Annotated in this window: 12 protein-coding genes; 1 reads left to right on the plus strand and 11 read right to left on the minus strand. The window is 30.5% G+C overall.

Features of this window, described 5'->3' with window-relative positions; genetic code table 11:
• Nucleotides 1–965: 965 nt before the first annotated feature.
• From ACK2WO_RS00250 to queG, 5 genes are all read right to left on the minus strand, one after another.
• Nucleotides 966–1,976 (minus strand): BMP family ABC transporter substrate-binding protein, encoded by a 1,011-nt coding sequence (locus tag ACK2WO_RS00250; protein WP_414698038.1) that lies wholly within the window; start codon nt 1,974–1,976, stop codon nt 966–968.
• 24 nt (nt 1,977–2,000) lie between these two features.
• Nucleotides 2,001–2,846 (minus strand): DegV family protein, encoded by an 846-nt coding sequence (locus ACK2WO_RS00255; protein ID WP_414698039.1) that lies wholly within the window; start codon nt 2,844–2,846, stop codon nt 2,001–2,003.
• A gap of 17 nt (nt 2,847–2,863) precedes the next feature.
• Complete coding sequence (locus tag ACK2WO_RS00260) at nt 2,864–3,334, minus strand: tRNA (cytidine(34)-2'-O)-methyltransferase (protein ID WP_118548589.1); 471 nt, start codon at nt 3,332–3,334, stop codon at nt 2,864–2,866.
• An 83-nt stretch (nt 3,335–3,417) separates the two neighbouring features.
• Nucleotides 3,418–4,059 carry an endonuclease III gene (nth, locus tag ACK2WO_RS00265; protein ID WP_178412564.1) on the minus strand — a complete coding sequence of 214 codons (642 nt, stop codon included), beginning with the start codon at nt 4,057–4,059 and terminating at the stop codon, nt 3,418–3,420.
• Nucleotides 4,059–5,069, minus strand: coding sequence for a tRNA epoxyqueuosine(34) reductase QueG (gene queG / locus ACK2WO_RS00270; RefSeq protein ID WP_414698040.1), 1,011 nt, complete (start codon nt 5,067–5,069; stop codon nt 4,059–4,061). The genes nth and queG overlap by 1 nt, the downstream gene beginning before the upstream one ends.
• Before the next feature lie 110 nt (nt 5,070–5,179).
• Here queG and ACK2WO_RS00275 point away from each other — a divergent pair, with 110 nt between their 5' ends.
• On the plus strand, nt 5,180–5,596 hold the full coding sequence (locus ACK2WO_RS00275) for a RusA family crossover junction endodeoxyribonuclease (RefSeq protein WP_414698041.1): 417 nt from the start codon (nt 5,180–5,182) through the stop codon (nt 5,594–5,596).
• Nucleotides 5,597–5,879: 283 nt separating this feature from the next.
• Here ACK2WO_RS00275 and ACK2WO_RS00280 read toward each other — a convergent pair whose 3' ends face one another.
• From ACK2WO_RS00280 to ACK2WO_RS00305, 6 genes are all read right to left on the minus strand, one after another.
• The gene (locus tag ACK2WO_RS00280; protein ID WP_414698042.1) at nt 5,880–6,707 is read right to left on the minus strand and encodes a deoxyribonuclease IV; all 828 of its coding nucleotides are present in this window, start codon (nt 6,705–6,707) and stop codon (nt 5,880–5,882) included.
• A 149-nt stretch (nt 6,708–6,856) separates the two neighbouring features.
• Nucleotides 6,857–7,408, minus strand: coding sequence for an ArsR/SmtB family transcription factor (locus ACK2WO_RS00285; RefSeq protein ID WP_414698043.1), 552 nt, complete (start codon nt 7,406–7,408; stop codon nt 6,857–6,859).
• A 230-nt stretch (nt 7,409–7,638) separates the two neighbouring features.
• A complete protein-coding gene (locus ACK2WO_RS00290) occupies nt 7,639–9,300 on the minus strand; it encodes a nucleoside kinase (RefSeq protein ID WP_414698044.1) in 1,662 nt (553 codons plus the stop codon).
• 23 nt (nt 9,301–9,323) lie between these two features.
• Nucleotides 9,324–10,136, minus strand: coding sequence for an endonuclease (locus ACK2WO_RS00295; RefSeq protein ID WP_414698045.1), 813 nt, complete (start codon nt 10,134–10,136; stop codon nt 9,324–9,326).
• A 48-nt stretch (nt 10,137–10,184) separates the two neighbouring features.
• On the minus strand, nt 10,185–10,841 hold the full coding sequence (gene lepB, locus ACK2WO_RS00300) for a signal peptidase I (protein ID WP_414698046.1): 657 nt from the start codon (nt 10,839–10,841) through the stop codon (nt 10,185–10,187).
• Nucleotides 10,842–10,940: 99 nt separating this feature from the next.
• Nucleotides 10,941–12,242, minus strand: coding sequence for an RsmF rRNA methyltransferase first C-terminal domain-containing protein (locus ACK2WO_RS00305; protein ID WP_414698047.1), 1,302 nt, complete (start codon nt 12,240–12,242; stop codon nt 10,941–10,943).
• Nucleotides 12,243–12,386 lie beyond the last annotated feature (144 nt).

Here is a 12,386-nt window from a genome sequence, read left to right on the forward strand (position 1 = left end):
TTTTCTTTTTCTTTAATTAAATTATACTATCCATTTTGCAAGTTGTCAACTATTTTTCAGAATATTTTTTGAATTTAACTTTTACTTATAAGATTAAAAATAATACTCTTTTCAGCTATAGATTATTTCAAATAGAGATAGATCATGTAAATAAGTTTAGCATATATCCAGCTCTGAAATAATACTATAGTTATATTAGTATAAAAGACAAAAAAATTATAGACACCATCTTCGTCAACTTTCTTTGACCTTCTAGAGATGGTGTCTATAATGTATCACCGTTTTTCTTTACCATTTTATTTCCTGCCCTTTATAAATTTTTTATTTATTATTATTTTAATTAATATTTAGCTTTCATCAACCTTTTGCAAATTATTTTAGTTTATATTTTTATATTAGATTATAATGCGATTAATGTAACTTTGAACTACTTTTCTCGGAGGTTTATTTCTGTTACTACTTTGCTGGATGAAGTTTAATTGCTTTAACGTTTAGAGAATAGATTTTGTTTATTCTGATTTATATATATCTGTATATTGATTCTCTTTATTTTTATTTCATATACTTTTATCTTTTTAATATTTAAGTATCTTATAATTCAATTTACTGATATATATCCCTTACATTTTCATTGGACTCACCACTTTCTTTTTTCTTATTTTTGGATTCTATCCAAATTGTTTTATTAGCTTAATCTGTGGATTAGATTTGCTTTTGTTTTGAAAAAGTGTCTTTATCTTTTTCTTTAATTAGATTATACTATCCATTTTGCAAGTTGTCAATTATTTTTCAGAATCTTTTTTTAATTCTTTCTTTTTAAACTTTATTATCACATATATACAAAAAAGGCAAGATATTTTTATAAAACACCTTGCCTTTTTATACATAAAAGTTTTTATATATACTTTTTTAAAGTTATTTTTTTATCATTTAATACAACTTTCAGTATAAATTTTTTAATTTTTCTATTTTCCAGAAGAATATTCTTCTTTTAATGCTTTACTCAAAGAGCTAAGTACATCTGGTGGAACTGTATTTTCTGTAGATGGAGATAAAGCTATTGTCTTTTCAGCTACACCATACTGAGTATTTTTTCCACCTTTGAATGATTCTCCTCCGTCGTATACCATAGCACATAAATCATAAACAGCTTTTGAATAGCTCTTTGTTATAGATGCAACTACCTTATCTTTAGAATAATGATATTGATCTTTGTTTACCGCTATAACTTTTGAATAATTGCTATTAATTGAATCTATTGCAGCCTTAGAATCATCTTCTGTAGGTGAAAATAATATATCAGCACCATAATATTCTACATCTACAAATGCATTTTTTGCATCCTCGTAAGATTCGTATATATTTACATTTCTCGATACTATTTCTGGATTTTTGTCATTTGCCTTTTTTAGACCTTTTTCAAATCCTTGTTTATATGCTTTTTCACTACTTCCACTTACTCCACTTATGTACCCAACTTTGTTTTTAGCAGTCATTTTACCTGCTATAAACCCTGCTATAAATCCTGATCTTTCATCATCAAATGTTACAGTAGTTAGATTTTTAGGAATTTCTCCATTTATAGTTCCGTCTATTATAGCAAAATCCTGTTCTGGATATTTTTGAGCATATACACTTATTATACTTTCAAATCTAGGCCCTGCACCTATTATTAGAGAAGTTTTTCCTCCCTTTACAAGAACCTCTATATTGCTTTTTATATCATCTTTACTTGAGCATTTTATAAATCTTCCATCTATACCTAGACCAGATTCAGCCTCATCAAGTCCCTCTCTAGCTGATGAAATAAGAGATTCCCCTGCTCCACCTTCCGCATCAGTTAAAAGGGTTACATTAACTAAATCTGAAACTGGTTCTTCTGTTTCTTTTTCCTTATTAATCATGCTACATCCTACAAGACTAGTCGCAATCATAACTGCAGAAAGAGATGAAATTATAAATTTTTTTAACCTCATCTTATCCTCCATAAAATAACTATTCTATTTTTTTAGACAAATAATTCCCATTGCACCAGGCCCTGAATGAGTTCCTATACCTGTTCCTATCTGGAATAACTCGATATTATCTGGATGAAGCTCTTCTTTTACACAGTCGATAAATTTATTTATTTCTTCCTCATCGTTGTCTGTATACCCTATATAAGCAGTCTGTCCTGAAAGATCTCCACATTCATCCTTTGTCAATTCAACCATTTTAGATACTAAATTTCTCTTACCTCTAACCTGAGATAACTGTGATACTAAACCATCTTTAACGTATAATATAGGTTTAATATTTAGTATATTACCTATGGCTGCCTTAGTAGAAGAAATTCTTCCACCTTTCTGAAGATACTCAAGTGTATCTGTACAGAACATTACAAACACCTTTTCCTTCATAGCTTCTAGAGCTTCTACTATCTCATCTACAGTTTTTCCTTCATCTCTTAATTTTATTGCTTCTATAACATATCTAGCTATACCATAGCAAACCTGCTGAGAATCGAAAACTCTTATGTCTCCGTCTATATCATTCTTTGCCATTATCGCACTCTGGCAAGTACCTGTTGCTGCTGAAGATGCAGCTATATATAATATGCTAGTATCTTCCTCATTGTATTTTTTGAAAACTTCTCTAAACTGTCCATAAGTTACCTGAGAAGTTTTTGGATATACATTCTCATTTCTTAATTTTTTATAAAAATCATCTTTTGAAATGTCTATCCCGTCCCTGTATTCTTTTTCCCCGATTATTACAGTTAGTGGTATCATTTCTATATCATTCTGTTCAACTATGCTTTTGTCTAAATCACAAAGACTATCACATATTATTTTTATCTTGCTCATATCTATTCTCCTCCTGTTTATCTCATTCCTGGGTAATCTAGCTGTCTAAGTGCTTCATATGTCATTACTGCAACAGCATTAGAAAGGTTTAAGCATCTAGCTCTTTCTAAATCAAGCATAGGTATTCTTGCACAATCCTCTATATGTCTTTCTATTATTTCTTTAGATAAACCTTTTGTTTCGCTTCCAAAAACAAGAAAACATCCATCTTTATATTCTACATCAGTATGAGTTCTTTTAACTTTACTTGTTCCTAAAACATACTGTGCATCTGGATTCTGAGCTTCTAATTCTTCAAAGTTTTCATATATCTTAACATCTGCTATATCCCAATAATCAAGTCCACATCTTTTAAGATGTTTATCTGTTAATTCAAATCCTAAAGGTTTTACAAGGTGTAATTTTGCCCCTGTAACCGCACATGTTCTTATTATATTGCCTGTATTATGTGGTATTTCAGGCTCAACTAAAACTATATTAATTGCCATCTATCTTCCTCCTACATATACTACTTCTATAAAGCATTTATTTTATTCAATAGTATTCCTCATTATAAAGTATTCTCAGTCTTTTATTTTACTATCTCTAAAAAATAATTACAATGCTTTTTTATCGGGCAGTCGGTACATTCTGGCTTTCTAGCTTTACACATTCTTCTACCTAAAAATATAAATAGATGATGTGCTTTTGACCATCTCTCTTTAGGAAGAACTTTCATCAGTTCAAATTCTGTCTTTTCAGGAGTAGAAGTTTCAACAATTCCTATCCTATTTACTATTCTAAAAACATGAGTATCTACAGGAATCGCAGGATGTCCAAACGCATTACTTAAAACAACTCCTGCAGTTTTTCTTCCAACACCAGGAAGTTTTACAAGCTCTTCTAAAGAATCTGGAACTTCTGAATTGTAGTCATTATATAAAATTTCTGATGTCATCTTTATCTTTTTAGCCTTACTCTTATAAAGCCCACAAGTTTTTATCATTTCACCTATTTCTTCCTCAGAAAGCTCTGCAAACTGTTTAGGTGTATTGCAAACCTTAAACATTTCATCTGTTACCTTATTCACTCTAACATCCGTACACTGAGCAGAAAGTATTGTCGCTACTAATAGCTCAAATGGTGTTGTATAATGTAATTCACACTCAGCATCTGGGTACTGAATTTCCAATAAATCTAAAATTTCTTTTATCTCTTCACTACTTTTTCCCATTAATCTTCCTCCAATATCTCAAGATTTCTCTTTATAATCCCTTTTCCTCTCCAAGAAAATGCTCTATTATAATATCTTCTTTTAAATTCCTTGTTTGATATTTGATTTATCTCCTCTAAATCTAGTCTTTTTATCAAATCATTTTTAAATTCTTCAATATTTGTAATTTCAATATTCTTATTGTGAGGGCATACCTTTTGACACATATCACATCCAAATATAATTTTATTTTTCTTAATTATATTTTTTTCTTCATCTGTAAGCTCACCTTTCTTTTGGGTTATATAAGAAAGGCATTTTTTAGCATCCATATCGTATCCCTCAAGAAGTGCATTTCCTGGACAACTTTTTATACATTTTCCACATTTTAGACATGTTTTATCTAAAGGTGTATCAGTTTCAATCTCTAGGTTAGTTACAATATAACCAATAAACACATAAGATCCATATTTATTAGTTATTATACTGCCGTTTAACCCCCAAAATCCTATACCTGAAATATAAGCCAAATACCTATCAACTAATGGCCCATTATCGACAAACACCTCTGTTTTTATAGTATGTTCCTCATTTATAGAATTTTCATCTTCTGTATAGTCTTTACAATCTCCCTTTTCAGAAAACCTATCTTGTATTTCTTCACAGATACTATTCATTATACCCCTAATTACTAAATGATAATCGTATCCTCTACAATAACAAGAAATATTAGACTTATCTATATCTCCACAATAATATGGAAATGCTGCAACTATTATAGACTTTGCATCCTCCATTATCAAAGTTGCATCTAACCTTTTGTCTATATCGCTCTCTTCCATACCGCTAAGATGATTATCATCAGCTCTCTTTTGTAAAATCTCTCTAATATCTTCTCCAAATTTTACCGGAGCAATTCCACAATACTCCACTCCATAATCTAAAAAAATTGATTTTATAATATCGCTTCTCTTTACAATCTCATTTTCTGATTTTAACTCTCTACCTTCAAAATCTTTCTTAATTAACAAAAATGCCTCCTCCTTTTTACTTCAGAAACATTCAATTTGATTTAACATCACTAAAAAAGTATAATGTTATTATTAATATGATAACACAATTTAAAAAAAGGTGGTAAATTATGATAAAACTGGTAATACCTGGTAGACCAATAAGTAAGTCTAACTTCAAATTACATAATGTAAATGGACAAGCTTGGATGCCAGCAAAAGGTAAATATTCAAAATATCTAGCTTATGAAAACATGATTGCAGGATACGTAAATCAACAATATCAGGGTGAACAAATAGAAGAAAACCTAATAACAGTAATGAAACTATACTTCCCAAACAAAAAAATGGGCGACTTACATAACTACCCAAAAAGCATATGTGACGGACTAGAAAAAAGTGGAATAATAAAAAATGACAAACAACTAAAACCCGTCATGCTATTTGACTTCATAGACAAAGAAAACCCTAGAGTCGAAATAGAACTATACCCGGCATCAGAATATGCAATAGAATATAACATAGTAAAAAAAGAAAATGAAAAATAAGCTATCATTTTTGGCATTTGAATTGTAATTATTTTATTCTATATTACTTTTCTTTATTTAGAAATTTCAATGATAAAAAAATAGATAACAAAAAGGCTGTTAACAATAAATTTGCTCACAGCCATTTTTAAGACTTAAACACAAGTATATCGCAGCGACAATTCTGCAAGCGCCCCACACATTAAAATGTGTTACATAAACATGTGGGGCGCTGAAGCCTGGAGAGCGGATACTTGTGTTAAGTCTATTGGCTGTGACAAATCATTGAAACAGCACTTTTATATTATCTATTTTCTTTTAGCATTGCAATTTCTCTTCCATGCCCCTCATCATCATAAGGAGTCTCTAAGAAGAATGGTATTTCTCTCAATTTAGGATGATTGACAACCTCTAAAAGAGCCTTCATTCCTATCTCACCCTCACCTATTCCAGCATGTCTATCCTTATTCTTTCCAAAAGGCATCATACTATCATTTAAATGTATAGTCTTTAGTCTATCAAGTCCAATCACTCTATCAAACTCGTCTAAAACACCATCTAAATCATTAACTATATCATATCCTGCTGAGAATATATGGCAAGTATCCATACATACTCCCATTCTCTCATTGTGCTCGACACCATCTATTATAGCCCTAATTTCCTCGAAACTTCTACCAATCTCAGTACCTTTTCCAGACATAGTTTCAAGAAGAACTGTTATATTCTCATCACCAGTTATGGCCTGATTAAGCCCTTCTATTATCTTTCTTGTACCTTCTTCTACTCCGCTACCAACGTGGCTTCCTGGATGGAAACAAATGTACTCAACACCTATTGAATCCATTCTCTTAACATCTTCTCTAATAATCATCTTTGCAAATTCGTAAGTATCTTCATTTGCAGCAGCTAAATTCATAGTATATGGAGCATGTGCTAACAATTTTCCAAAATTATTTTCTTCTCTAATTTTCTGAAATGCCGCCATATCCTTTTCATTAAATTCCTTTGCATTTCCACCTCTTGGGTTTCTACTGAAAAACTGGAATGTATTCGCCCCAATATCTACAGAAATCTGAGCTGCCTTTTTAAATCCTTTTGCTATTGAAATATGTGAACCTATAGTAAACATACATAATCCTCCTCTTATTTATAAATTTCGTAATTTCGTATAGATTGCTTATACCCTAAAAATAGATTAATAACCAAGCAAAAAAATAAGGGATTCTAATTAACTCCTAATTAACTAGATATCCCTTGTTATATCTCATATTATAATATTTATTTCTCTGGTATTGAAACAAAAGCAACTTCATAACGTTCTCTATCAGAAGCTCTACCTTCTCTTGAAGATATTTCTTCTAATTTAGCATGAAGAGTTTCTTTTATCTCATCAGCTTCTTCTTTTGTTAATTCTACATTATGGAAATCTTCTATATTAGATCCATTTAATTTTCCAGCTTCTGCTGCATTGAAAAATGCCTCACTAACATCTTCAAATTTGTTAACATAGAATTCATCAGTCTCCCCTTCAATTTTCCCTGCTAATGAAAAATTAAAAACATTCTTCCCTATCTCTATACTTTTAGCTGTTGGATAATAGTATTTTTCAACTATTCCTGATTTTATTTTTTCCTCTACTAAATCTAATATACCAACCTTATAAAGCATTTTTATATGGTAGTTTATTTTCGCATGAGGTTCTTCTAAAATTTCTGATAACTGTTTAGCAGATAGTGGAGAATTTTCAAACTGGTTTAATATTTCTATTCTTTTTGGATGTGCTACAGCTTTTATGCACTCTAAATCTCTTAAAACCATTACCTCTTTCATTCTTCTCTCTCCTAAAAAAAAATTTTCAATATAAATCATACTATCTCAATTATATATTACAAATCATTATATTGTCAAAAAAATTCTTTATGTTATTAAAATTTTTTTCCGATTTACTATTCGATTATTTTATAAAAAAATCGTTATCCTATTTTTATACTTAAAAACAAAAATTATTTATATAAAATACAATTTTCAAAACTATCCTTTATTAAATTAAGTTTTATATACTAAACTATTTTACTTCCTCCAATAAATTCTCTGACGATAGATGTAGAAGGTATATCGGAAATATCCTCTATCGTAGCAAAGTATTGTATAAAACTTAAAAGTCTAGCTGCTTCTATATATTCCACACTTTCTGGATCTACTTCTTTTAAAAGTGGTTCAACATATTTCTTAAGTACAGAAATTTCGTATACACATGCTGAATTGAACATAGCATCAGCCTCTTCTTGGTAAGGGAATATATTCTCCTTTTCTCCTTCTCTTACATTATTCCAACTTTTTATAGTCTCTTCTGCACTATATCCTCTAAAATTAGAATCTCTTACAATTCTTCTTATAAGTCTTAAATCTGTCGTTGGAATTCTGTTGTGAGAATCAAGATTTATCTGAGTTAATGCACTTATATATATTCTAAACTTTTTACTATCCTCTATATGAGCAGTTAATTTTGGATTTAATCCGTGTATTCCCTCGATTATTATAGATTCATTTTCTCCTATAGACATCATTTCTCCAGTAAATACTCTTTTACCAGTTTTAAAATCATATCTTATTATCTCTATTTCTCCACCATTTAAAAGAGTGTTCATATCTTCATTGAATTTTTCTACATCTATAGCCTTTATAGATTCATAATCATAAGAACCATCCGCCTTACGAGGAGTATGTTCTCTTTCTATAAAATAATCGTCTAAAGAAATAGCTCTTGATTTTACTCCACTAACCCTCATCTGAATAGAAAGCCTATGAGCAAAACTTGTCTTTCCTGATGATGAAGGAGCTGCTATTAAAATAACTCTACTATTTCTCTCTTTTATCATATCGGCAATCTGAGAAATCTTCTTCTCATGAAGTGCTTCAACAGTTCTTATAACATCTCCTGACTCTCCAGATTCAATTATTCTATTTAAGTCTATTACATTCATTACACCTAACTTTGCAGCCCAATCTTCAGACTCATCGTAAATATTTGATAGCTTAGGCTGGTCTATAAATTTCTCTGGTACTAGTGCATCTTCCTCTGATGGCCCCATAAGAACAACACCTTTTTTATATTTAACTACATCAAATACATCCATATACTTTGTAGAAGGTGGCATCATTCCATAAAAATGATCTATATAGCCTTCACATACATATATTTTTGCTGTTTCCTCATCTTTATTTTCTATAAGTTCTGCTTTGTCCTCTCTACTTAAAATCCTAAAAATCTGTCCTGCTTCAAATTTATCCATCTCTACCTTTTTAATCGGACAATCTTCAGCAACTATATTTCTCATTTTATTTTTAATATCTTCTATATCTTTATCGCTAAGTTCTCTACCTATATCCATACTGTAGTACACTCCATTTGACAACGAGTGCTCTACTGTAACTTCCATCTTTTCATAAAGTTTTCTACAGGCTGTTATAAACACAAAAGAAAGACCTCTAAAGTATACTCTAGCCCCATCTTCATTATAAAAATCTAAAAGCTCTACTTCCTCACCATCGTATACCTTTTCATATAAATCACAAAGAGATTCTCCCTTTATAGCTGCAGTTACAACTCCATCATGTGCTTCATTAAACTCATCTGCTATTTCAGAAAGAAGTAAATAATCTCTATTTTTTCTTTCAAATTTTTCAATTTTTCCGTCAACTTTAACTTCTATTACTCCCATCTCGAACCTCCCACATTGTCTATTTAAGGCCTATGAATTTTTATATACTCTTTTAAAAATTCCTCAACCTTAATTATACTATTCTCCACATGCTCCGACTTAACCTCTATTACAGCATAATTTGGCTCCATATCAAATGCATATTTTAGATTTTCAGATGTAAGCTTTCCATCAAAAATACTTACATGGTCGTCTATTTCACCACCGCAATCACTAATATGTATTACTTTGGTAAATTCTTTTAGACTACAGTAATTATCTTTACTTAAAATACAGTGTCCTGTATCAAAGCAAAAATAAGGCATATTAACTTTTTCTCTTATCTTTCTTGTATTTTCAAAAATATACTCAAATTCTCCTGTGGATATCCCTGTATTCATCAAATCTCCACCATTTAAACTGTATGAGTTTTCCACAGTTATCACAGGTACTCTTGATAACCTTTGCAAATTTTCCTCTAATTTTAAAAAGAAATCCACAGAATTATTTAAATATCTTTTCTTATTATTTAAAAATCTATTTTTCATAGCATATCCAAGATGTAAATTTAAATACGCAGGTTTTAAAAATTCAACACCTCTACACATATCCACACAGAATTTTGCCCAAGAGCTTCTAATACACTCTATTTCCTCGCATGTATTTATCTCCATAGCCAAATGTACTCCAATAGACAAGCCAAGCTCCTCTATCTTATCGATAAAAGGAGCTATCTTGTCAATTTGAGCAACTGTGTCTATTCCTATTTCTAAGTGATTAATAAAATCTCTATTTTGCTCTATAATCTCTAGAGTTCTTTCAATCTCATAGTATAAACAAGCTACACCTATTCTCATTTTATTATCCTCAATATTAATTATATTTCCAAACTTATTTCAAAATAATTAATCTACAAAACCAAAGCTAGACATTGGGAATAGTCTAAGCATTACATGACCCATAACATCTTTTTCATCTATTAATCCAACCTGTGGAGATCTACTGTCTAAACTATTTAATCTATTGTCTCCCATTGCAAATATCTTTCCTTCTGGAACTACAACATCAATATCCCCTTCTGTGTACATTCCTTCATCTAAATATGGTTCATCTAGTAATTCTCCATTTACTCTTACCTCACCATTAGATATTTGTATATGGTCTCCACCAACACCAATTACCCTTTTAACAAGGTCTTTTCCTCTACTATCATCGTGAAGGACAAAATCCATAGCTCTTCTAAGAGGATTTCTTGTTTCAACTGATAAATCTGAGAATCCATCAATAGGCATATCTGTATCAAATATTATAATATCCCCTCTTTTTGGATCTCCTACTCTATATTTTATAGTATTAACTATTAAATAATCTCTATCCTGAAGTGTAGAAACCATAGACTGTCCATCAACTCTTGTAGGTCTAACAAACTGAACAACCACTCCTGCTATTATAAGGGCTGTAACTAGTATACCTACCCATTCTTTTACAACAGAAAAAGCACCTTTATTTTCTTTTTCTACATTTTTATTTTCGTTTTTATCTTTTTTACTCAAAAGCTTCATCTCCAATCATAATAAATATAAACACATCTTGAAATCATCAGTTGTCTTCAAAACATACTTATACTATATCACTTTTTTATAATTTCGTCTTTTATTTTTCTAAAGTTGAATTTTTCTTCTAAGTCCCTTAGGATATCTGTTCTTTATAACTCCTCCAGATTCTTTTCCCCATCCTAGAGAAACACCTTCAACACCTACAATTATCCAACCTCTAGACTCTCCTGTGTTGATTACATCTCCACTCATATAAGCTTTTATCTCATCTGAGTCGAATTTAAAATCGGCAAAGTTTTTAACATCTTCTTTTTTAAGATAGTGAGCTAATGCATGAGAAGGCTCAAATCTATTTTTCTTTAACTCTCCAAGATGTAATCCTTGTCTTAATAATTTTATCTTCTTAGTATCTGGAGAATCCTTAGGCATTAGATATAAATTTTCTCCTCTTATAAAGAAGTCTCCATCTAGTTTTATGTTTAAGAATTTTTTTTCAAACTCTCTAAAGTCTTTTAGCTCTTTGTCTAATTTTTTGAATTTAGCTGGTTTTACACTACAATCCTCTTCATCGTGTTTTATTATCTTAGCTACAAAGTGACCTTCACCTTTTACCTTGTGCGGCCATAATCTTTCCTTTAGCACAACTTCTGCATTTTCAAATTCTTCCGCAAATCTGTCTATTATATCTTCGTCCTCTTCCTTTGCAAAAGTACATGTTGAATAGACTAAAGTTCCTCCATTTTTAAGCATTTTATATCCATCTCTAATTATTTCATGCTGAATATCTCTACATTCTATTACCTTTGCATAGCTCCAATCATCAATTGCAACTTGATCTTTTCTAAACATCCCTTCTCCAGAACAAGGTGCATCTATTATAACTTTATCAAAATAACCTTCAAATACTTTTAATAATCCCTTAGAATCTGTATTAGTTATTATCGCATTGGCTGCTCCAAATCTCTCAAGATTTTCTCCAAGTGCCTTTATTCTAGTAGCATTTATCTCATTAGATACTAAAAGCCCTGTGTTGTTTAGTTTTGATAATATATATGTAGATTTCCCTCCAGGTGCAGCACACATATCAAGAACTCTGTCTCCTTCTTGTATATCAGCCTTTGGTACAACACTCATTGCAGAAGGCTCCTGTAAGTAGTATGCTCCTGCATCGTGAAGTGGATTTCTACCTGGCTTGTACTCATCTTCGTCATAATAAAGACCTTCCTCTGCCCAAGGAATATCCTCTGTATTACAATCTAAAAAACCTTTTAATCTATCCTTTTCCATTTTCATTGTATTTACTCTTATTGCAGTAGTCTTTTTCTGCTCGTAGCTTTTAATAAAATCGTCAAACTCATCCCCTAAAAGCTCCTTAACATCGTTTAAAAATCTTTCTGGTAAATTCATCTTTTTCCCTCTCTATTTTTATATTATAAAATTTATCATCCTAACCTTTATTTAGAATTTATTATCTTATTTTAAATATTTATTATCTATATTGTTTTAATATTTATTATCTACTTTATTTTAAGATTTATCATATCTTTAATT

The sequence above is a fragment of the Peptacetobacter sp. AB845 genome (assembly GCF_047528295.1).
In the GTDB taxonomy this organism is placed as follows: Bacteria; Bacillota; Clostridia; order Peptostreptococcales; family Peptostreptococcaceae; genus Peptacetobacter.

Coding starts and splice junctions, on each gene's coding strand:
- ACK2WO_RS00280 (WP_414698042.1), bottom strand. CDS start 6,707: ATGTTTACTATAGGTTCACATATTTCAATAGCAAAAGGATTTAAAAAG.
- ACK2WO_RS00250 (WP_414698038.1), bottom strand. CDS start 1,976: ATGAGGTTAAAAAAATTTATAATTTCATCTCTTTCTGCAGTTATGATT.
- ACK2WO_RS00255 (WP_414698039.1), bottom strand. CDS start 2,846: ATGAGCAAGATAAAAATAATATGTGATAGTCTTTGTGATTTAGACAAA.
- ACK2WO_RS00290 (WP_414698044.1), bottom strand. CDS start 9,300: ATGGGAGTAATAGAAGTTAAAGTTGACGGAAAAATTGAAAAATTTGAA.
- lepB (WP_414698046.1), bottom strand. CDS start 10,841: ATGAAGCTTTTGAGTAAAAAAGATAAAAACGAAAATAAAAATGTAGAA.
- ACK2WO_RS00305 (WP_414698047.1), bottom strand. CDS start 12,242: ATGAATTTACCAGAAAGATTTTTAAACGATGTTAAGGAGCTTTTAGGG.
- nth (WP_178412564.1), bottom strand. CDS start 4,059: ATGGGAAAAAGTAGTGAAGAGATAAAAGAAATTTTAGATTTATTGGAA.
- ACK2WO_RS00275 (WP_414698041.1), top strand. CDS start 5,180: ATGATAAAACTGGTAATACCTGGTAGACCAATAAGTAAGTCTAACTTC.
- ACK2WO_RS00285 (WP_414698043.1), bottom strand. CDS start 7,408: ATGAAAGAGGTAATGGTTTTAAGAGATTTAGAGTGCATAAAAGCTGTA.
- ACK2WO_RS00295 (WP_414698045.1), bottom strand. CDS start 10,136: ATGAGAATAGGTGTAGCTTGTTTATACTATGAGATTGAAAGAACTCTA.
- ACK2WO_RS00260 (WP_118548589.1), bottom strand. CDS start 3,334: ATGGCAATTAATATAGTTTTAGTTGAGCCTGAAATACCACATAATACA.